20 protein-coding genes are annotated in these 20,889 nt (G+C 62.8%); 12 read left to right on the top strand and 8 right to left on the bottom strand.

Going from position 1 to position 20,889, the window contains the following annotated elements:
• Positions 1–9: 9 nt before the first annotated feature.
• The gene (hpaH, locus tag BLL36_RS23615) at positions 10–813 is read left to right on the top strand and encodes a 2-oxo-hept-4-ene-1,7-dioate hydratase (protein ID WP_076954012.1); all 804 of its coding nucleotides are present in this window, start codon (positions 10–12) and stop codon (positions 811–813) included.
• 15 nt (positions 814–828) lie between these two features.
• Complete coding sequence (gene hpaI, locus BLL36_RS23610) at positions 829–1,632, top strand: 4-hydroxy-2-oxoheptanedioate aldolase (RefSeq protein WP_076954011.1); 804 nt, start codon at positions 829–831, stop codon at positions 1,630–1,632.
• 201 nt (positions 1,633–1,833) lie between these two features.
• On the opposite strand, the gene hpaR is transcribed toward hpaI, so the two are convergent.
• On the bottom strand, positions 1,834–2,256 hold the full coding sequence (gene hpaR, locus BLL36_RS23605; protein ID WP_057722536.1) for a homoprotocatechuate degradation operon regulator HpaR: 423 nt from the start codon (positions 2,254–2,256) through the stop codon (positions 1,834–1,836).
• A gap of 238 nt (positions 2,257–2,494) precedes the next feature.
• Between hpaR and BLL36_RS23600 the strand changes: the two genes are divergently transcribed.
• The 6 genes from BLL36_RS23600 (at position 2,495) to BLL36_RS23575 (ending at position 7,370) form a co-directional block, all read left to right on the top strand.
• A complete protein-coding gene (locus BLL36_RS23600; protein ID WP_076954010.1) occupies positions 2,495–3,793 on the top strand; it encodes an NAD(P)/FAD-dependent oxidoreductase in 1,299 nt (432 codons plus the stop codon).
• Between the two features lie 31 nt (positions 3,794–3,824).
• Complete coding sequence (locus BLL36_RS23595) at positions 3,825–4,190, top strand: cupin domain-containing protein (protein ID WP_076954009.1); 366 nt, start codon at positions 3,825–3,827, stop codon at positions 4,188–4,190.
• 58 nt (positions 4,191–4,248) lie between these two features.
• Positions 4,249–4,908 carry a response regulator transcription factor gene (locus BLL36_RS23590; protein ID WP_076954008.1) on the top strand — a complete coding sequence of 220 codons (660 nt, stop codon included), beginning with the start codon at positions 4,249–4,251 and terminating at the stop codon, positions 4,906–4,908.
• 84 nt (positions 4,909–4,992) lie between these two features.
• Entirely contained in the window at positions 4,993–5,814 is an 822-nt protein-coding gene (locus BLL36_RS23585; protein WP_076954007.1) for a molybdenum cofactor biosynthesis F family protein, read from the top strand.
• Positions 5,807–6,607 (top strand): SDR family NAD(P)-dependent oxidoreductase, encoded by an 801-nt coding sequence (locus BLL36_RS23580; protein ID WP_076954006.1) that lies wholly within the window; start codon positions 5,807–5,809, stop codon positions 6,605–6,607. Before BLL36_RS23585 ends, BLL36_RS23580 begins: the two co-directional genes overlap by 8 nt.
• Positions 6,600–7,370: an SDR family oxidoreductase gene (locus BLL36_RS23575; RefSeq protein ID WP_076954005.1), complete on the top strand. Its 771-nt coding sequence runs from the start codon at positions 6,600–6,602 to the stop codon at positions 7,368–7,370. The genes BLL36_RS23580 and BLL36_RS23575 overlap by 8 nt, the downstream gene beginning before the upstream one ends.
• Positions 7,371–8,005: 635 nt before the next feature.
• On the opposite strand, the gene BLL36_RS23570 is transcribed toward BLL36_RS23575, so the two are convergent.
• The 4 genes from BLL36_RS23570 to BLL36_RS23555 form a co-directional block, all read right to left on the bottom strand.
• Positions 8,006–8,611, bottom strand: a complete 606-nt coding sequence (locus tag BLL36_RS23570) for a TetR/AcrR family transcriptional regulator (protein WP_076954071.1) — start codon at positions 8,609–8,611, stop codon at positions 8,006–8,008.
• A 15-nt stretch (positions 8,612–8,626) separates the two neighbouring features.
• Positions 8,627–9,589 carry a transcriptional regulator FeaR gene (feaR, locus tag BLL36_RS23565; protein ID WP_076954004.1) on the bottom strand — a complete coding sequence of 321 codons (963 nt, stop codon included), beginning with the start codon at positions 9,587–9,589 and terminating at the stop codon, positions 8,627–8,629.
• A 111-nt stretch (positions 9,590–9,700) separates the two neighbouring features.
• Entirely contained in the window at positions 9,701–10,324 is a 624-nt protein-coding gene (locus tag BLL36_RS23560) for a DUF3156 family protein (protein WP_076954003.1), read from the bottom strand.
• On the bottom strand, positions 10,266–11,768 hold the full coding sequence (locus tag BLL36_RS23555; RefSeq protein ID WP_076954002.1) for an APC family permease: 1,503 nt from the start codon (positions 11,766–11,768) through the stop codon (positions 10,266–10,268). The genes BLL36_RS23560 and BLL36_RS23555 overlap by 59 nt, the downstream gene beginning before the upstream one ends.
• Positions 11,769–12,058: 290 nt before the next feature.
• Between BLL36_RS23555 and BLL36_RS23550 the strand changes: the two genes are divergently transcribed.
• On the top strand, positions 12,059–13,387 hold the full coding sequence (locus tag BLL36_RS23550; RefSeq protein WP_076954001.1) for an alginate export family protein: 1,329 nt from the start codon (positions 12,059–12,061) through the stop codon (positions 13,385–13,387).
• 39 nt (positions 13,388–13,426) lie between these two features.
• Here the strand turns inward: BLL36_RS23550 and BLL36_RS31500 are convergent, their stop codons facing one another.
• The 3 genes from BLL36_RS31500 to BLL36_RS23535 form a co-directional block, all read right to left on the bottom strand.
• The gene (locus BLL36_RS31500) at positions 13,427–14,398 is read right to left on the bottom strand and encodes a methyl-accepting chemotaxis protein (RefSeq protein WP_076954000.1); all 972 of its coding nucleotides are present in this window, start codon (positions 14,396–14,398) and stop codon (positions 13,427–13,429) included.
• 274 nt (positions 14,399–14,672) lie between these two features.
• A complete protein-coding gene (locus tag BLL36_RS23540) occupies positions 14,673–15,605 on the bottom strand; it encodes a p-hydroxyphenylacetate 3-hydroxylase reductase component (protein WP_076953999.1) in 933 nt (310 codons plus the stop codon).
• A 56-nt stretch (positions 15,606–15,661) separates the two neighbouring features.
• Positions 15,662–16,831, bottom strand: coding sequence for a p-hydroxyphenylacetate 3-hydroxylase oxygenase component (locus BLL36_RS23535; RefSeq protein WP_076953998.1), 1,170 nt, complete (start codon positions 16,829–16,831; stop codon positions 15,662–15,664).
• A gap of 237 nt (positions 16,832–17,068) precedes the next feature.
• On the opposite strand from BLL36_RS23535, the gene BLL36_RS23525 reads away from it, so the two are divergent.
• From BLL36_RS23525 to BLL36_RS23515, 3 genes are all read left to right on the top strand, one after another.
• Positions 17,069–18,556 carry an aldehyde dehydrogenase family protein gene (locus BLL36_RS23525; protein WP_076953997.1) on the top strand — a complete coding sequence of 496 codons (1,488 nt, stop codon included), beginning with the start codon at positions 17,069–17,071 and terminating at the stop codon, positions 18,554–18,556.
• Positions 18,557–18,897: 341 nt separating this feature from the next.
• Positions 18,898–19,938 carry an aromatic ring-hydroxylating oxygenase subunit alpha gene (locus BLL36_RS23520; RefSeq protein ID WP_076953996.1) on the top strand — a complete coding sequence of 347 codons (1,041 nt, stop codon included), beginning with the start codon at positions 18,898–18,900 and terminating at the stop codon, positions 19,936–19,938.
• Positions 19,935–20,885, top strand: coding sequence for a PDR/VanB family oxidoreductase (locus BLL36_RS23515; protein ID WP_076953995.1), 951 nt, complete (start codon positions 19,935–19,937; stop codon positions 20,883–20,885). The genes BLL36_RS23520 and BLL36_RS23515 overlap by 4 nt, the downstream gene beginning before the upstream one ends.
• The last annotated feature ends 4 nt before the right edge of the window (positions 20,886–20,889 follow it).

Below are 20,889 nucleotides of genomic sequence, written 5' to 3'. Positions count from 1 at the left end.
ACCCTTGCCATGCTTGATCAACAGCTTATCCAACAAGCCGCCGCACGCCTCGACCAGGCGGAACGCTCACGGGAGCAGGTACGCCAGTTTTCCCTGGAGCATCCGGCAATCACCCTCGATGACGCCTACGCCATCCAGCGCGCGTGGGTAGCCCGCAAAATCAAGGACGGACGCAAACTGGTCGGCCACAAGATCGGCCTGACCTCCCGCGCCATGCAGGTGTCCTCCAATATCACCGAGCCGGATTACGGCGCGCTGCTCGATGACATGTTCTTCGATGAGGGCACGGATATTCCTTTCGAGCGCTTTATCGTGCCGCGCGTTGAAGTCGAGTTGGCGTTCATCCTGGGCAAACCCTTGAAAGGCCCGAACGTGACCGTGTTCGATGTGCTGGACGCCACCGAATGGGTAATCCCTGCGCTGGAGATCATCGACGCGCGCATCCAGCAGGTCGATCCGCACACCAAGGCGACCCGCAAGGTGTTCGATACCATTTCCGACAACGCGGCCAACGCCGGCGTGGTGATGGGCGGTCGCGCCGTGCGCCCTACCGAGATCGACCTGCGCAAGGTGCCGGCGGTGCTGTACCGCAACGGTGTGATCGAAGAATCCGGCGTGTCGGCCGCCGTGCTCAACCACCCGGCCAAGGGCGTGGCCTGGCTCGCCAATAAGCTGGCCGCCTATGACGTCACCCTGCAACCGGGGCAGATCATCCTGGGCGGCTCCTTTACCCGCCCCGTGGCGGCCAACCCTGGCGATACCTTCCATGTCGACTACGACATGCTCGGGTCGATTGCCTGTCGTTTTGTTTAAGCGGAGTACGTCTCGATGGATATGCCTGTCAACATCTTCAAACAGCGCCTGCGCAGCGGTGAAGCCCAGATCGGCCTGTGGCTGGGGCTGGCCGATGCCTACTGCGCGGAACTGGCCGCCAATGCCGGCTTCGATTGGTTGCTGATCGACGGCGAACATGCGCCCAACGATCTGCGCGGCATGCTCGGCCAGCTCCAGGCCGTGGCGCCCTACCCCAGCCACCCGGTGATTCGCCCGGTCATCGGCGACACCGCGCTGATCAAGCAAGTGCTCGATATCGGCGCGCAGACGCTGTTGGTGCCCATGGTCGAAAGCGCAGTGCAGGCGCAGGAACTGGTGAGGGCCATCCACTACCCACCCAACGGCGTGCGCGGCGTCGGCAGTGCGTTGGCCCGCGCTTCACGCTGGAACAGTATCCCCGGCTACCTCGACCGCGCCGATGAGCAAATGTGCTTGCTGGTGCAGATCGAAAACCGCGAGGGCCTGGCCAACCTGGACGCCATTGCGGCCGTGGACGGCGTCGACGGTGTGTTCATCGGGCCGGCGGACCTGAGCGCCTCGATGGGCTTTCGCGGCAACCCGGGGCACCCTGAGGTGCAGGCGGCGATCGAAGACGCCATCGCCCGCATCCGCAAAGCGGGCAAGGCCGCCGGCATTCTCAGCGCCGACCCGGTATTGGCGCGGCGTTACATCGAGCTGGGCGCCGCGTTTGTCGCGGTAGGCGTAGACACCACGGTGCTGATGCGCGGGCTGCAAAGCCTGGCGGCGGCGTTCAAGGGGTCACTGGCGCCTGCAAGCGCGGCCGGTGCTATCTATTAGGTAGTGCGAACGAAAAGTGACCTGTAGAGAGGGAGGCCCCCGGTGGCGAGCGGGCTTGCCCCGCGTTGGGACGCGTAGCGGCCCCAGTAAAGCCACTGCGGTGTGTCAGGTAGTTGAGGGTGTCAGGTCTTGGGTCTGCTGCGCAGCCCAACGCGGGGCAAGCCCGCTCGCCACAGGCTTGTCTGATCCGGTCCCCCCGCTTCAGCGCTTGAGGGTTTTAAGCTCGTTGAGCAAGGTCAGCAACGTCTGCAACTTCTCCTCGCCAAACCCCGCCTGCAAGCGCTGGTAATTGGCTTCCATGCTCTGACTCATCGAGTCGAAGCAGGCTTGCCCCTTCCCGGCCAGCCGCACCAGTACGCGCCGTTGATCCTGTTGCGCCTTGCGCCGCTCAACCATGCCCGCCGCCTCCATACGCGCCAGCACGCCGGTCATGCTCGGCTTGAGGATGCACGCCAGCTCCGCCAGGCGGTTGATCTCCAACTCTTCGTGCTGGCTCAGGATCCGAATGACTCGCCATTGCTGCTCGGTCAGCCCGTGTTGATTGAGCGAAGGACGAAAAAAAGCCATGGCGGCTTCACGCGCCTGGAGCAACGTGAGGGTCAAGGATTGGCGCGGCTTGGACATGGGCAGTGGCGTCGCAATTAGTTAACAGATTAACAACATTCTAGCATTGGCAACTGATCGCCGTGTGCCGCTTTACATCCAGGCAGGCTTGATGGCTGATAGTGGCAGCCACGGTCAAAAGCCGCGGCACGCAGAACCAAGACACCTACCGCTCGGAAGGCACTTAATAGCACCCAACAGGCACAGAGCCTCAACCCGGCTCTGCAGTGAGTTCTCCTTCACTTTTCCAGGCTGCGCCATGATCACTATCGAAACGCCTACCTACTATTCGGCAACCAAGAAATACAACCTCAGTTTCCCGACGCTCGAACACGACGTGGAAGCCGACGTGGTGGTGATTGGCGGCGGTTTCTCCGGTATCAATACCGCGCTGGAACTCGCTGAAAAAGGCATCACCAACATCGTGGTACTCGAAGCGCGTTACCTGGGCTTTGGCGGTACCGGCCGCAACGGCGGGCAGATTATGGCGGGTATCGGCCATGACCTGGAAAAGATCAAAAAACAAGTCGGCGACGAAGGCCTGCGCCAGATCTTTGAAATCAGCGAGCTGGGCGCCGGTATCATCAAGGACCGCATCGCCAAATACTCGATCGACGCCGACTTCTGCCACGGCTACGGCTACATGGGCTTCAACGCCCGCCAGGAAAAAACCCTGCGCGCCTGGGAGAAAGACTTCAAGTCGATCAATACCAAGGACGAGATCCGCTTCATGGCAGGCTCCGAGGTCAAGCAGATCATCGGCTCCAACGCCTACACCAGCGCGTTGCTACACATGGGCGGCGGGCACGTGCACTCGTTGAACCTGCTGCTGGGCGAAGCCAAGGCACTGGCCGGCCACGGTGTGCGTATCTATGAACACAGCCCGGCGCTGGAGGTGAGCTATGGCGAGCGCATCACTGTGCGCACCGGTCGAGGCTCGGTCAAGGCAACCAAATTGCTATGGGCCTGCGACAGCTTCCTCAACAAGCTTGAACCCGAGTTGCACAAGACCACCGTCAACACCTACGCCTTCCAGCTGATGACCGAACCGCTGTCGGACGAAACGATCAACCGCATCAGCCCCATACGCGGCGCCTACAGCGATATCCGCCCGGTGATCGATTACTACCGCGTCACCAACGAAAACCGCTTGCTGTTCGGGGCCGCCACGCCGTTTGTCGAGCACATCCCGCAGGACCTCAAGGCCTGGAACCGTCACTTGATGCTGAAGATTTTCCCGTACCTCAAGGACGTGAAGATCGACCTGGCCTGGGGCGGGCCGATGGCGACCGGCGCCAACCTGTTTCCGCAGATCGGCACGCTCAGTGGCCGCCCCAACGCCTTTTATGTACAGGGTTACGCCGGTTTTGGGGTGACGCCCAGCCACATCATCTGCAAGGTCCTGGCCGAGGGCATGAGCGAAGGTTCTTCGCGCTACGACCTGATCAGCGCGGTCAAGCATGCGCAGATTCTCGGCAAGGACCATATCCGTCCACTACTGCTCACCGCCGGCAAAAGCCTCCACCAACTGTCAGGCTACTTCAACGGTCGCCGTTGATTCCCATTCTATCCATCACAGGAGCACCGCCATGCCCGTCACAACGCTCAACAAAGATATCCAACTGTCGGACCTCGACGCCTGGGGCACCGTTGCCGACCTCGGCTCCGAGATCCTCGAAGGCGAGGTCAAGGCCTTCGGCAAGATGACTTATGGCGCCCCCACCGACGCGGTCAGCAGCGCCTATTTCGGCACCACCCAAGGCAAATTCCGCATGGTCTACCCGTTCGCCGAACAGGCCACCGTGGTCACCGGCGAAGTGATCCTGACCGACGAAAGCAACGGCCAGAGCACCCGCTACAAGGCGGGCGATAGCTGGTTCGTGACCAAAGGCACGCCGGTGCTGTGGGAGGTGGTCAGCGACAGCTTCGTGAAGCACTATTTTGCGGTAGTCTGATCGCTCCTGGCTGCCGGTTTGGGCCGGCAGCGTTTTTTCCCGGCGCAGGTAACCGACCATGCACGCCATCCCCGCTCAGGAAGTCGCCGGCCATTGCCTGCAGGCTTTCACCCGTCTCGTACCCGCCAGCCTGGCGGCGTTCTATTGTGTTGACCGCCAGCTGCAAGCCCGTGATTTCAGGCTGCAGGGCATGAGCGGCGAGATGCACCGCGACTATCTGGACAACTACCGCCAATTCGATCCCTTGCAGCCGCGCAATTGCCTGTCCACCGGGCTGGCCGTAGTGCCGTTGGGGTTGGCCATGGCCAGGCAGCCGCTGCGTGACAGCCGCCGCTATCGCGACTTTCTGGCGCGCTACGGGGTGGTCGATGTGGTGGAGATCGTCGCCCATCGCGCCGACCAGCCCCAGGCTGCCATCTCGTTACTGCGCACCGCTGGACAAGGGGTGTTCACCCCCGACCAATTGGCGCAACTGAATGCCTTGCAGGCGTTGCTGCAAATGGCCGTGGCCAATATGCAGCCCGCTGACGACGCGTTGGCCGGGCTTACCCCCAGGGAGCGCCAGATCGCCTGGTTGCTGCGCCAAGGCGCGAGCAACAAACAACTGGCCCTGGAGCTGGACGTCGGCCTGCCTACGGTCAAAACCCACCTGATTCACCTGTTCCGCAAGGCAGGCGTCAGCAGCCGTACCGAGCTGGTGGCCGCGCTGTTTCTTTAAGCGGGCTCAACCATTCGGTTGATAGGCGCGCGCCCTTCCCCGCCGCATGCTCCGGGTTGTCAACTCAACCCTTGGAGCCCTGCAATGACCACCCCATCCGACTGGATCACCGTTGGCGCCCTCGCCGACGGTTTCGCGCCTGAAGCGTTCATCCTGCCCAACCTGGCCGACCTCAACGGCAAGACCTTCACGCTGTACTTCGCCAACGGCTGGCAGATCGAACACCGTTTCGACGCCGCCACGCTGCACTGGAACGCCGCCGACGGTCACTCGAGTGGTTCGGCTGCGTACCGCGCCACGTCGGTGCGTCCGGGCCTGTACCTGGTCGACTTCATCAAGCACGAAGCCGGGCAAGCCTGGTCGATCAGCCTGGTGCTGGATACCGCCACGTCGTCGTTCACCGCCGTGATCGGCAGCATGCCGAGCCGCGAACATACCGAACAAGGCCTTTATAGCCGCGCCCTGGCCGGCAAGGCGCTGACCTCGGTTGAAGTGCAGTTCCTGCATGGCAGCCTGAATCAACCCTGGCAGGCCGGCCATTGCCCCCACGCGCCGACCCAGGAACTGACCGGGTTGCGCAACCTGTATCGCTACAGCCCCAGCGAAGTCTACGAGCACATCTACCTGAACGATCAGTTCTATTCCTGGCAGTGCCTCAAGGGTGTCGAACAGGGCCTGTGCGACACCGATCGCTGCCACTACTACAAGATTGCCGACCAGCTGTACCTGTTCGTCTGGCGCGAAAAAATCATCCCGACCCTCGGCTTGGTGCTGATCGACCTGCAACAGCACCGCAGCGACGGCAAGATCTTCGGTTATGCCGGTGCGTCCTTCGATGCGCTGTCGAACTTTCCGGTCAGCTCCTACTGCCAGGTCCTCAACCGCACGGAGTATCCCGATGCCTGATCCACGTACCGTGGTCATCACCGGTGCCGGCACCGGCATCGGTGCCGCCTGCGCGCGGCTGTACGCCGCCGAGGGCGCCAACCTGGTGCTGATCGGCCGGCGGCGCGAGCCGCTGGAGCAGGTCGGCGCAGAGACCGGCGGCCTGGTGCTGGTCGGCGACGCAGCCAGCCCGGACACCTGGGAAGGCTTCATTGCGCAGATTCGCACGCGCTACGGCCGACTCGATGTGCTGCTGGCCTGTGCCGGCGGGCATGGCGTGGGCAGCGCCAGCCAAACCAGCCCGGCCACCTGGGAGGCGGCGTTGCGCAGCAACCTGGACAGTGCGTTCTACAGCGCCCGCGCCTGCCTGCCGCTGCTGATCGAGAGCGCCGGCTGCATCGTGCTGCTGGGCTCCATCGCGTCGCTCGCCGCCGGGCCCGAAGTGTGCGGCTACACCACCGCCAAGCATGCGCTGCTCGGGCTCAATCGTTCACTGGCGCGCGACTATGGGCCACGTGGCGTGCGAGTGAACACGGTATGCCCGGGCTGGGTCACTACGCCGATGGCCGACGAGGAAATGCAGCCTTTGATGAGTTTCCACGGCGATACGCTGCGCCAAGCCTATGCCCGCGTGTGCGCCGACGTACCGTTGCGACGCCCCGCCAGCGCCGAAGAAATCGCCAGGGTGTGCCGTTTCCTCGCCAGCCCCGACGCCTCGATCATCACCGGCGCCAGCCTGGTCGCCGACGGCGGTTCGAGCATCGTCGATGTGCCGACCCTGGCCTATGCCCATATGGAGCAGCCCCATGTCTGAAGACCTCGATTTCAGCGGCAAAAGCGTGCTGGTCACCGGCGGCGCGCAAGGCATCGGCCGAGCCATCGTCGAAGCGTTTGCGCTGCGTGGCGCGCGTGTGATGATCGTTGACCTGCGCCGGCCGCAGGCCCAGGCGTTGGCCGACGAATTGGCAGGACGTGGGTGCCAGGTCGAAGCCATCGAGCTCGATCTGGCCGATGCGGCGGCGGTATTCGACGCGATCAAGGGCATCGAACGAGACTGGGGGCGCCTGGATATCCTGGTGCACAACGCCGGTTATTTCCCGCTGACTGCATTCGAGCAGATCACCCCCGCCGTGCTGGAGCGCACGTTGGCAGTCAACCTCTGCGCGCTGTTCTGGCTGACCCAGGCCGCGTTGCCGATGTTTCAGCGTCAAGGTGGCGGCTGTGTGCTGGTCACCTCCTCGGTCACCGGGCCACGGGTCGCTTATCCGGGACTCAGCCATTACGCGGCGTCAAAGGCGGGGGTCAACGGGTTCATCCGCAGTGCCGCGCTGGAACTGGCCGGCGACCGGGTAAGGGTCAACGGTGTAGAACCGGGAATGATTGCCACGCCGGCCATGGGCAACCTGGGCGATGGCCAGGTCAATGCCGACATTGCCAACCGCGTGCCACTGGGCCGGCTCGGCGCGCCGGAGGATATTGCCGGGGCCATGCTGTTTCTGGCGTCGGACCTGGCGACTTACATCACCGGGCAGACCATCATTGTGGATGGCGGCTCGACGTTGCCAGAGGTGAAGTGAGGTCTTTGGGGGTGTAAACCGAATCGATGTGGGAGCTGTCGAGCTTTAGCGAGGCTGCGAAAGCGGAGTGTCAGGCGACGTAAATGCCAGCGGTGCCGCCGCCTTCGCAGCCTCGCCGGGGCTCGACAGCTCCCACAGTTGAGCTGCGGTGCTGCTGAAATTGGCGCCAGTCGCTAAACCGCAAATCCAACCCACACAGCCGACCCCCTGTGGGAGCTGTCGAGCTTTAGCGAGGCTGCGAAAGCGGAGTGTCAGGCGACGTAAATGCCAGCGGTGCCGCCGCCTTCGCAGCCTCGCCGGGGCTCGACAGCTCCCACAGTTGAGCTGCGGTGCTGCTGAAAATGGCGCCAGTCGCTGAACCGCAAATCCAACCCACACAGCCGATCCCCTGGGGGAGCATAGGTATCTACACAACTTTCAGAGGCTGACAATTCCCTGTAGTGAGCGGGCTTGTCCCGCGCTGGGTGGCGAAGCCGCCCCAATAAAGACGCCGCGCGGTTTCAGACAAACCCAGTTCACCTGGTTTGGGGCCGCTTCGCAGCCCAGCGCGGGACAAGCCCGCTCACTACAAAAAATGTGTAGATACCTATGCTGTGGGAGGCTTGCCTTCTCCCACATTTTTTGACCGCAGTGCATCAGTTGAACCGGTCGGCCCTTTCGAGCATCGCCAGTGAATCACGGAACACCCGCATCAAGGCTGCAAGCCGTTTGACGTAACCCTGCGACGTCGAATAGATAAGTTCCACATGCAGGCTGTCGACAATGCCCAGGTACGCGTCGCAATACACCTCCAGCGCCTCAGGGTGTACAGCCGTATACCGAGCTTGCGCAGCCCCCTGGAAGTCATGGCGAATGCGCGTCAGGTACCCCTCAAAGCCGGTGGTAATGACGCTGCGGATATCCGCCGGTGGAAAGTACGCCGTGCGCAGCAGAAAGCGCAGGTGCGCCGACGCTTCATAGCGTGCGCTCAACCGCTCAAGGTGCAACTGCCCCGGTACACCGGCATGCCCGGCCTCGTCCCCGAAGCAACGTTCGATGCAGCCGTGCTCGTGCGCCAGGGCGATCTCGAACACCGTCAGAAACAACGCGTCCTTGCTGACAAAATGCGCATACAACGACGCCTTGCGCATGCCCGCCCCGACCGCGATCTCGTTGAGCGATGAGGCGTCGTAGCCGTGATCGGCGAAGTGTTCGACCGCGACGGCGCAAATATTACTGGCCGACAGGCTGAGCGGTTTCAGGGAGCGATGGATCACCTAGGCCGCACCCACCGCCTGTTGCAGGTGGGTAGAACGAAATTCCTTGGGCGACAGCTCGAATTGCTTCTTGAACGAGCGGCTGAAATGAGCCGAGTCGGTGAAGCCCCACTTATAGGCAATCGAGGTGATCGACTCGCTCTTGAGAAACGGGTTGGTCAAATCATCCGCGCTGCGCTTGAGCCGTGCACGCTGGATGTAGCGGCAAACGCTGTCGTCCTGCTCCTCGAACAAACGGTACAGGTGCCGCACCGAGATGTTCAAACGGCTGGCCAGGCCCACGGGGCTCAGGCCGGGCTGGGTCAGGGACTGGTCGATGACTTTCTGCACATAGCTGCGCAGGCTGCTGCCCTGCAGGGAGGCGATGCTTTCACCAGGGGCGTCATGCACTTCAAAGGCAGAACCGAGCAAGGATACAAATGCCGCTTGCAGGGCCTGCGCCTGCTCATTCGAATCCTGGTCGCCCAGCCCGTCCCTGCACAGTTGATCCATCAGCACATGGAGCATGCGGCCACAGGCCTTGCTCGAAGAGATCTTGCCGAAGGTTTTCGAAGCGCCGCGCAGTTGCTTGCACACTTCGTTGCGCGAGAGCGACAGGGATGCATGCTCGATCAGGCCAAACGGGCTGATCTCGATCGAACCGGTGGAGTCCATCAGCAACATGTCGCCGGGGGCCAGTTGCACCACCTGGCCGTTCTGGGTGATCTGGCAATAACCGCTGCGTTGGCTGACGAGGAAACAATGCTGGTCCATATCGTGATCGGCGTTGGGGCGTTCGCGCTTGATCAGCCCGGCGTTGGTGCGCAGGCTGGCCAATGACAGGCCGCCCCGCTCGAGCTTGGACACCTCACCGATGAACAGCGAGCGGTTGAACGCCAGTTCCGTGTCGAAATGGCCGCAGGCGGCTCGCAAATCCCGAGTCCAGGTTTCCAATCCAGGGTGCGCAGATTGATAGGTGCTCATGGCAACTCCACAGTGGCTTCTTGTTTTTGTTGGCCAATAGTTAACATGTTATCTATATAGGCGCAACAAGCACGTCATACCCACTGCAGAAGCAGTAATGATGCCAACCGATCACAACCCGCCCAACACCCGCTGCAAGCCCGCCAGTACCGTGAACAAGGCTGCTCGCTGGGCGGGGCTCAGGGCGATGTAGCGACGAAACGCCGGCATGCGGTTGACCACTTCACTGCCGCCCATGTGCTCAAGCCGCACCTGCCAGTGCTGCCCGTCCAGGTCTATGCGCAAGCGCTTGAAGTCCAGCACCATCAGCGCCGGGAACAAGGCCTGATCAGCCTCCAGAGCGGCCATGAGCCTGGCGCGCAGGCCCGCTTCGCCAGTGCGCTGGCGACACGCCAGGCCCGTGCGCCTGATCGACCCGCTGTGGTGCAGGTCCAGGCGCGCGGCGCCCTGCTCCAGGGCAGGCACCAGGATCATGAACTCGGTCATGACCAGGTGCATCAGCAACTGCGATTCGGTGCGCTCGACAACGCTCACGTGCACGTCGGCATCGTCCAGGTAAAACCCGGCACTTGCCGCGCCCGTGGCGCTGAAACTCGCCAGGCCCAGGTTGCGCCGCAGGTACTCGAGCGTCACACCGGGCCGATAGCCGGCCGGGGCACGGCTGGCATTGAACAGCTCAGACAACTTTTGCAGCGTGCTCGAAAGGTGTGCTGTGAGGGTGGTTGCCAAGCTCATGGGAGAACTCCTTGGCCAGCACGTCTTCTACCCGCGCCGGCTTGAATGGATTGACCTTCTGTACCACCAGCGTCCAGAACAGCGCGTAGGTCGCCGTGAGCGCGAGCATGATCCCGAACGGCACGTAGATGTCGGCAGGGTTCATCCCGGGTGGAGTAATGAACCACATGCCCAGCAAGATGCCGATGCTGGAGAGTATTTGTGGCAACGGGAAGAACGGCGAGCGATAGGCACGTGGCAGATCCGGGCGGCGAATGCGCAGGATCACTACGGACAGCGTCACCAGCAGATAGGAAAAACTCCACGCACAGACAGCCGCGAGCACCAGGTGCAGAATGTTATCGGCGTTGCCGCCCAACCACAGGGCATGCAGGCACGGAATCAGCATCGCCACCAAGATGCACAGCAGCGGCGTCTTGAAACGCGGGTGCAGGTAGGTGAAGACCTTGGGCAGCGCGCCATCCACGGCCATGCCGTAGAGAATCCTCGGAACACCTGCCATCAGTGTGTTGATGGTGGCCGCCCCGGCGAACAGAAAGCCGATACCCAGCCACATCGGACCGACATCCCCCATGACCTGCGCGGCAAACTTCGGGATCGCCATGGGCGTGTCGAGCAAATGCACGCCGGTGGCGGCATCCAGCAGCACGTTTTCGACCTGACGCTTCATCGCGGCGCCATAGATGAACATGCACGTGGCCACGCCCAGCAAGCCCAGAATCATGGCCTTGGGCATGGACTTGGCCGAGTTGCGCAAATCCGGCGCCAGCGGCGTGACGAACTCGCAGCCGACAAACATGAACATCGCCATGCCGACCAGCGACAGAATCGTGATCAGGTCAGTGCCCACCAGCGACACCCCGAACCAGCCATCCAACTGCACCGCCGGTGCCGCGATCAGGCCCATCACGCCAAAGACCATCAGCGTGGTCCACATGCCGAAGGTCAGCACGATCTCCGCCCGGCCAAAGGCACTGACGCCAAAGGCATTGAGAATACCGAACACCACGATGAACCCGACCCCCAGCAACCAGGAGCCTCCGGCGGATTCCGCCAGCGTGTTGAGGTGCTCGAAATTCACCAACGCCATCACCCCGGCCAGGATGGTCTCGGCGGTACCGGCAAACACGTGCACGATCAGGTACGCCGACAACGTCCCGGTGATCGCAAAAAACCGGCCCATGCCGCAATTGATGTAGTCGTAGACCGAGCCGGTGGTCGGCAGGATCGAGGCGGCCTCGGCGAAGGTGGTCGCTTGCGCCAGCATCATCACCACCGCAATCAGCATGGCCACCGCGAAAGCGCTGCCACCGATGCCGAAGCCCATGGTCGCGGTGAGAATCACCGGGCTGGCCATGATCAGGCCGATGGTGCTGGCCAGCGCGGTCGGAAAGCCGACGCTGCCTCGTTTCAGATGCTGCGTGAGCCGGTCATTGATCGACATGGTGCGGATCCTCGAAAGCGGATTTCTTAGTGGATGCATCGAGCCGTACAAGGTGCTGGCGTTGAAGCCCTCCCCTGCCAGTCCCTGATCGAAACGGCCTCGAGCGAAAATCACTGTGCGCCTCCAACGCACCGAGCGTCTTGCCCATGTCTGCCGTCACTTTTGTTGCTGTCTGCCAAGGCAAGGGGCTTGGCGGGCAGGATCAATTACCTGGCACGCTGGTAAAAGACTTCCCCTGCTCCCGGCCATCCTAATGCGCGCTCGACCTAACCATGCTGGGGACTATAACAATGGAGCACACACCGAACACCCGCACGCTGTCCAAGGCTGTCGGCCTGGGCATCGCGCTCTTGATCACCCACCCGTCGGCCCAGGCCTATGCGCTGTACGCCGACGAAGACACCCACCTCAACGCCGACTTCCTGGCGGTCTACGGGATGTTCAACAGCCGCCACAACTACGATGGCACGCCAGGCGGTTCGACCTGGCGCGAAGGGCTCATCAAGTACGGGGTCAGCGGCGATCAGGGCCTGGCCGGGTACGGTACCGGCTATGGCGCACTCAATTGGGTCAGTTCCGGCACCTGGGGCGACGGCGACGCCGCCGGCAACACCGACGGTTCGGAACGCACCACGAAAATCGAAGACGCCTACCTGGGCTGGCGCTCGGCCGAGCTGTTCCCGGCACTGGGCAAGGACGGGGTGGATTTCTCCGTCGGCCGCCAAGTGGTCAAGCTGGGCCGCGGTTTCTTGATCAACGACGACGGCCCCAACCTGGGCAAGGGCCCGGCTGATGGCGCATTGAATCGCGGGGGTGCCTACTACCTCGCCGCGCGTCACGCCTTCGACCGTACCGCCGTGCTGCGCCTGGGTGGCCAGGACGGCCTGCATGGGTCGGTACTGTGGCTCAAATCCGACAACCGCGCACAGGCCGAAACCGAGCTGGCGGCGGGCACCCTCGACTACACGGTCGCCGCCGGCACGCTGGGGTTGACCTGGGTACACGGCATCGGGGTCACCGACCAATGGGCCAGTGACTTTCAGAAACAGCGCGACGGCATGAACACCTACAGCCTGCGCGGCGAAGGCAGCGCGGGTATCGAGAACGCCAGCTTCGCCTTCGAATACGCCTGGCAGGACAAGGATGCCGGTCCGGAAAAAGCCTGGTACGGCGAAGCCGGCTACACCTTCGCCGATGTCAGCTGGGCGCCAAAACTGACCTATCGCTACACCCGCTACTCGCAAAAATGGGACCCGCTGTTCACCGGGCTCAGCACCGGCTACGGCACTTGGTTCCAGGGTGAAGTGGCGTCCAATTACGCCGGCCCGTTCAACAGCAACACCGCGATCCAGCATGTAGGACTCAAGGCGACGCCGCTGGAAAACCTGACAATTGGCGCGCTGTACTTCGACTTCAACACCCTGCGCAAACACGATGCGCTGAACCTGGACGCCCGCGAACTGGACCTGTACGCCGAATGGGCGGTCAACAGCCACCTGATCATCAGCCCACTGGTGGGCCTGTACCAACCGAAAAAAGACGCGGACAGCGGCGGTAACCAGGTGGGTGGCAACGGCACCAACCTCTACAGCCAGCTAACGGTGGCCGTGCCCTTCTGACCCCTTTCGGGCGCTGCCCGGCACAGCGCCTGAAGCACGTTATTGCTTGTGCTGGTGCAACATCGTCTGAATCCGATGAGTCGCCTGGCGGGTGTTTTCCGCCAGTTTGCGCACCTCATCGGCCACCACCGAAAACCCACGGCCGACCTCGCCGGCCCGCGCGGCTTCAATGGCCGCGTTCAAGGCCAGCAGGTTGGTCTGGTCGGCAATGCCCTTGATCACACTGACCACCGTGGCGATCTGGCCATAGGTGGCCTGGTTGTGTTCAAGCAGTTGTTGGTGGGTGGTCCGCGCTGACTGCTCATCGCTGATGTCCCGGACCGCGCCAAGCACTCGAGTCAAGCGTCCCTGGGCGTCCCGCACTGCCCGGCCGCGTTCGCGGCACCAGATGTAGTCACCGGTCTTGTGGCGCATACGGTATTCAAATACGTACTCACCGCTGCCATGGGCCGCGAGGATCTCGCGGTCGAAAATCGCCATGATCTTGGGCAAGTCGTCGGGATGGGTAATGCCGACCTGCGCGTCCCAGCCGTCGGGCAGCTCATCGGGGGCATACCCCAGCAGCAGGCGGAACTGATTGAAAATGCGCATCTGGCTGCGCGGGTCCTGAACGTCACCGTTGACCACGGTTATGTCCCAGCAACCCTCGGTCATGGTGCACAGCAGCAGCTCCCAGATCTGCTTCTCCTGTTGCTGCTGGTCGCAAAGCAGCCGGTGCCCACGCAGCTCGACGTCCAGTGCCGCCTCACGCTGCCGGCCCTGTTCCAATTGTTGACGCAGCGCTTCAAGGGCCTGCTGGTCGGCTGCCCGCTGGGCGGCGTGATCCCTGGCCGATGCCTCGGCCTGCTGCAGTTGGCGGTCGGTGTATGCCCGCTGTTGCGCGAGCTGTTCCAGGCAGGCCTGCACCGACGGGTACGTGTGCAGCGCCCGGGTATCAGGCGCCTCCCCCGCCAGCAGCTGCTTGAGGTGGACAGCAAGGTCCTGCATCGGCTGGTTTTTCTTGAAGAACATCGGTCTGCCCTCTGCGCATCGTGTCGAAACGCTGGATATGATCGCAAACCACCCACGATTGCTTGTACGAGCCTGCACGCCCGTTTGCGCCTGGCTGCCAGGGGCCATCCTGCATCTGCAGGATCAGATCGTTCCCACGCTCTGCGTGGGAATGCCGCCCTGGACGCTCTGCGTCCGCTCCTGGAAAACGTGACGCAGAGCGCCACAAGATGCATTCCCACGCTGAGCGTGGGAACGATCAACCGAGGCCTTTACCGGCCTCGGTTTTTTACGATCAGCAGTGGCGGATCAATTGCTTCAACACCGTCTTGAATGTTTCGATCTGCGCCTCAGTGAACGCGTCGAACACCTTGTCCTGCTGTTGACGCGCAATCGCCCAGAGGTCTTCAGTCTGCTCCACACCGGCCGCGGTCAGGTGTACGCCCTGGTCATCGTCACTCACCAGCCCCTTGCGCTTGAGGTTGGCCACGGCTTCGTCGATTTCGCGCACCGGCATGGCCACTTCGCGCAACAGGTCATGTGTGCTCAGCCGGGCGTCGTTCTCCAACACCATCAGCATGCGTGCCTCGTTGGTGCGCAGGCCGGTGGACAATTGCCGGGGTTGGTAGCTGGATTGGTAGGCACGCACCGCCTGGGTCATCAGGTAGTACAGGTTGTGGCTCAGGCGCCCCTGGAAATGGCTGCTCGGCGGCTGGCTGTCGTCACGCTTGGTCATGCGCGTGTGGGGCAGGACCATCGAGTAGGCGCCCTGATGATAGAGCAGCGGCGCACGACCGAAATCATCGAAAGCCACCACCTTGCCGATCATGATCCAGTGATCGCCACCGTCCACCTGCTGGAAGTTCTCGCAGTGAAACCGCGCCGAACAATCGGCGAACACCGGCGCTCCGCCCTCACCCGGCTGGTACTCGATCTCGGCGAAGCGATCATCCTTGGGCCGGGCGAAATTGTTCGACAGGTCGATCTGGTCAGCCGCCAGCACGTTCACCGCGAAATGGCTGGCCTGCTCGAACACCTCATGACTGTTGGAACGTTTGTCGAGGCTCCACAGCACCAAGGGCGGGTCGAGGGACACCGAGTTGAAGCTGTTGGCAGTGACGCCCACCTTGCGCCCGGAAGCGTCGGCGGCGGTGACCACGGTCACGCCGGTGGCAAAATTGCCCAGGGCGCGGCGAAAGGCGCGTGGGTCGAAGGTCGATTCAGACATGCAAGACTCCCGGGCTGCGTCAGGCGCAGCCCTGATTGTTGTTATCAAATACGGGTTCAGATCATGCTCGGGTCGGGTTCCAGGCCCATCAGTTCGCGGCCGAGGATCTGCGCGCACACGTCGTAGTCGGTGTAGGCATGGGCGCCTGTCATGTGCGAGTCGCGGAACAGGCGCTGCATCTCGTTGTGTTCGAACCAGGCATTGCCGCCCGCGGCTTCGAACAGACGATCCACCGCCTGGATGCACATCTTGGTCGCGTACGCCTGGTTGGTGCGCCAGAACGCCAGGGTTTCGCGGCTGGGGTAGCGCTGCTGCTCACTGTGCTCGGCATGCTCGGCCCAGGTCTTTTCAAGAAACGCACGCGCCGCGCCAACCTGATGCGTCGACTCCGCCAAGCGCATCAACGCCGGCGTGGCCGCACCCACCGCCGCGCCGGTGTAGGCGCGCACGCGGGTCCTGGTCTTTTCACGGAACACCTCAAGCATGCGTTCGGCGACACCCAGGCTCACGGTCGAAAAGCCGCTGGCAAAATACGGACGGTACGGCGAGTAGAACACCTTGCTGTCGGGGTACAAGCCGAAGCCTGCGGATTTGCCCTCCATCATGTCCTTGGCCTTCTGGATGCGATGCTCCGGCACCCAGGCCTTGTCGATGATCAGGGTCTTGGTGCCGCTGCCTTTCATGCCGGCGGCAAACCAGTCGTCGCGGATCTGATAGTCACTGCGCGGCAGCACCGCGAAGCAATAATCCTGAGTGCCCTCGGCATTCGGCCGGCGGAAACCGACAATTGCCCATTCGGCATGGTCACAGCCGCTGCTCCAGCCCATCTCACCGCTGAACAGCACGCCGCCCTCGGCCTCTTCGGTACGCCCGAAGGGGGCGATGCTGCTGCTGGCCGTGGCGTTCGGGTCTGTGCCCCAGACCTCCTGCTGCAGGGTGGCCGAGAACAGCGCCAGTTGATGGCTGTGGGTGCACAACAGGCTCATGGCCCAGGCCGTGCTGGCGCAGGCCCCGGCGAGCGCCGCGATACAGTCGGCAAACTGTGGCAGCGACAACTCCATGCCACCAAACGCCTTGGGCTGGAACGCACGGTGCAGGCCGATGCCTTTGAGTAGCGCAATATTCTCGGCGGGCACCTGGCGACCCTGCTCGGCCTGGAAGGCATTGGCCGCAATGGCCGGCAGGAGGGACTTGAGGTCTTCGAGGAGCGGGTTTGGCTTTTTCATGGATGGCCCTGCTTATTATTGGATGCCCGGGCAACCGCAAGAAATCGAGGCGGGGCGCCGGATGCAGGGCCAGTATGGAGTGCGCCCGGCGGGCATAAAATGCACGTTCCAGAGTCAAGATTGTACTTTTCACAGGCATGGCAGCCACAGACATAGCGCACGGCAGGCACAGTCAAGCCGGGCATGCACCGGTGGTTTAACCTCGGGGTTTTCTTTGTTCACGACCAGGAAAACCCCATGAGCGATATTCCACTGCTGCCTCACGTCGAAGCCTTTCTGCGTCGACAACACGCGTTGTTTATCGACGGTGGCTACGTCCAGAGTCACTCCGGCCAGACGCTGGAGGCGACCAACCCGGCCACCGGCCAGGTCATCGCCGAGGTCGCCGACGCCGACCCGGCCGATATCGACGCGGCCGTGGCCTCCGCGCGCCGTGGTTTCAAACACTGGTCCCAGGTCGCCCCCGCGACACGCGGCACTGTGCTGTTCAAACTGGCCGATCTGATGGAGCAGCACCGCGAAGAGCTGGCGCAGATCGAGACCTGCCAGTCGGGCAAGATCATCCAGATTTCCCGGGCCTTCGAAGTCGACCAGGCCGCGCATTTCTTGCGTTACTACGCCGGTTGGGCCAGCAAGATCACCGGGCAGACCATCACGCCGTCACTGCCCTCCTTCGCCGGTGAACGCTACACCGCCTTTACCCTGCGCGAGCCGGTCGGGGTGGTGGTCGGGATCGTGCCGTGGAATTTCTCGACCATGATCGCCATCTGGAAACTCGCCTCGGCACTGGTGACCGGCTGCAGCATCATCATCAAGCCCAGTGAGTTCACGCCGCTGACCATCCTGCGCATCGCCGAACTGGCGATGGAAGCCGGCCTGCCGCCAGGTGCGCTCAACGTACTGACCGGAACCGGCCTGGTGGGCAAAGGGCTGGTCGAACACCCCGGCACCAACAAAGTGTCGTTTACCGGCTCGGTGCCGACCGGCATCGCCGTGGGCCAGAGCGCCATGGGCGCCGGGTTGACTCGCGCGACCCTTGAACTGGGCGGGAAGAACTCGGCGGGTTTCCTGCCCGACGTGGACCTGGACAAGGCGGTCAGCGGCATCATCGAAGCGGGCTTTTTGCACTCGGGGCAGATCTGCGCGGCTGCAGAGCGCTTCTTTGTGCATCGCTCGCAGATCGAGGCGGTCATGGACAAACTGGCGCAACGCTTGAGCGCGCTGAACATCGGCTCGCCGCTGGATGAGCGTACCGAGTTCGGCCCGGTCGCCAACCGCCAGCACCAACTCAAACTGGGCGCGTTCTTTGACAGGGCACGCGCGCAAAACAACCGCATCGTGCACGGCGGCAGGCTGATCGACCGGCCGGGTTGCTACGTTGAACCGACGATCATCCTGGCAAACGGGGTCGACGATACGTTGCTCAACGAAGAGACCTTCGGCCCGATTGCTACGTTCTTGCCGTATGACACTGAAGAGGAGCTGCTGGCGTTGATGAACAACACGCCTTATGGCTTGAGCGCCAGCCTCTGGACCAACGACCTGGGCAAGGCGCTGCGCATGGTGCCGGCCATTGAAGCGGGCACGGTGTGGGTGAATATGCATACCTTGCTGGACCCGGCGGTGCCGTTTGGGGGAAGCAAGTCCTCGGGAGTGGGTCGGGAGTTTGGCGCAGCGTTTATTGAGGATTACACCGAGTTGAAATCGGTGATGATTCGTTACTGAAGACCCTCTGGCGATGCCCCATGAAGCAACTGTGGGAGCCAGTCATCGCGGATCGTTCCCGCGCTCTGCGTGGGAATGCCGCCTCGGACGCTCTGCGTCCCGATCGCGATGCCTGTCTCAAGTCCTACACAAGGTGACGCAGAGCGTCACGGGATGCATTCCCACGCAGAGCGTGGGAACGATCATAGCTATCTCCCACGCCAGACACCCATAATGGATCCACTAATAAGCAATCGTCCGGTAATCGCCCATTAAAACCCATTCAAGACCTTGACCTATCCACACCCCTCCAATTTAATGGATCCAACAAATAAAAATAATCCATTGCCTGGAGAGTCACCATGTACCCCAAGAACACCTGGTATGTCGCCTGCACCCCCGACGAAGTCGCGCACAAGCCGCTGGGTCGGCAGATCTGTGGTGAAAAAATGGTGTTCTACCGCGGCCTCGAAGGCGCGGTGGTCGCGGTCGAGGATTTCTGCCCTCATCGCGGCGCGCCGTTGTCGCTGGGCTATGTCGAGAACGGCAACCTGGTGTGCGGCTACCACGGCCTGGTCATGGGCTGCGACGGCAAGACGGTCGAGATGCCTGGCCAGCGGGTACGCGGTTTTCCCTGCAATAAGACCTTCGCAGCGGTTGAGCGCTACGGCTTCATCTGGGTGTGGCCGGGTGATCAGGCCCAGGCCGACCCAGCGCTGATCCATCACTTGGAATGGGCGGTGAGCGATGAGTGGGCCTATGGCGGCGGCCTGTTCGATATCCAGTGCGATTACCGCCTGATGATCGACAACCTGATGGACCTGACCCACGAAACCTACGTGCATGCCTCCAGCATCGGCCAGAAGGAGATTGACGAGGCGCCGCCCGTCACTACGGTGGAAGGCGACGAAGTGGTCACCGCGCGGCACATGGAAAACATCATGGCGCCGCCGTTCTGGCGCATGGCGCTGCGCGGCAACAACCTGGCTGACGATGTGCCGGTGGACCGCTGGCAAATCTGCCGCTTTACCCCGCCCAGCCACGTGCTGATCGAGGTCGGCGTGGCCCATGCCGGCAAGGGCGGTTACCATGCCGCGCCCGAGCACAAGGCGGCCAGTATCGTGGTCGACTTCATCACCCCGCAGACCGACACCTCGATCTGGTACTTCTGGGGCATGGCGCGCAACTTCAACCCGCACGATGAGGCGTTGACCGCCAGCATTCGCGAAGGCCAGGGCAAGATTTTCAGCGAAGACCTGGAGATGCTCGAACGCCAGCAGCAGAACCTGCTCGCCCACCCGACACGCAACCTGCTCAAGCTGAATATCGATGCCGGCGGCGTACAGTCGCGCAAGGTCCTGGAGCGACTGATCGCCCGGGAACGCGCCGGAGAGCCGACATGATTGAGGTGGTGGTGGCATCGCGGCGCGTCGAGGCGCTGGACATTTGCAGCTATGAGCTGGCCCGTATCGATGGCGCGCCGCTGCCGCCGTTCAGTGCCGGGGCGCACATTGATGTGCACCTGCCGGACGGGCTGATCCGGCAATATTCGCTGTGCAACCACCCCGAGGAACGCCATCGTTACCTGATCGGCGTGCTCAACGACCCGGCCTCGCGAGGCGGTTCACGCAGCCTGCACCAACAGGTGCACGAAGGCGCCCGCCTGTCCATCAGCGAACCTCGCAATCTGTTCCCCTTGGCCCACGAAGCCCGGCGCAGCCTGTTGTTTGCCGGTGGCATCGGCATCACCCCGATCCTGTGCATGGCCGAGCGCCTGGCCCATCTGGGTGCCGACTTCGAATTGCATTACTGCGCCCGTGCCCATGAACGCGCTGCGTTTGTGCAGCGCCTGAAGACGTCGCCGTTTGCCGAGCGGGTATTCCTGCATTTCGACGAGCAGCCCGACACGGCGCTGAATGCCGCCCAGGTGCTGGCGACACCGGCGGACGACGTGCACCTGTACGTCTGCGGGCCAGGCGGCTTCATGCAGCATGTGCTCGACAGCGCACGGGCCCAGGGCTGGCGGGAAGACTGCCTGCACCGCGAGTACTTCTCGGCGGCACCGGTGGACAGCAGCCTGGACGGGCGGTTTTCGGTGAAGGTGGCCAGCAGTGGTCAGGTCTTCGAGATACCGGCCGACCAGACTGTGGTGCAGGTCCTGCAAAGCCACGGCATCGAGATTGCCGTGTCGTGCGAACAAGGGATTTGCGGCACCTGCCTGACCCGCGTGCTGGAGGGCACGCCGGAGCACCGCGACCTGTTCCTCACCGAGCAGGAGCAAGCCTTGAACGACCAGTTCACGCCCTGCTGCTCGCGCGCGAAAACCCCGCTGCTGGTGCTCGATATCTGAACCC

It is taken from the genome of Pseudomonas cedrina subsp. cedrina (assembly GCF_001983175.1).
GTDB lineage: Bacteria > Pseudomonadota > Gammaproteobacteria > Pseudomonadales > Pseudomonadaceae > Aquipseudomonas > Aquipseudomonas cedrina.
The sequence above is the reverse complement of the archived record's forward strand: the minus strand, read 5'-3'. Positions and strand labels throughout refer to the sequence as shown.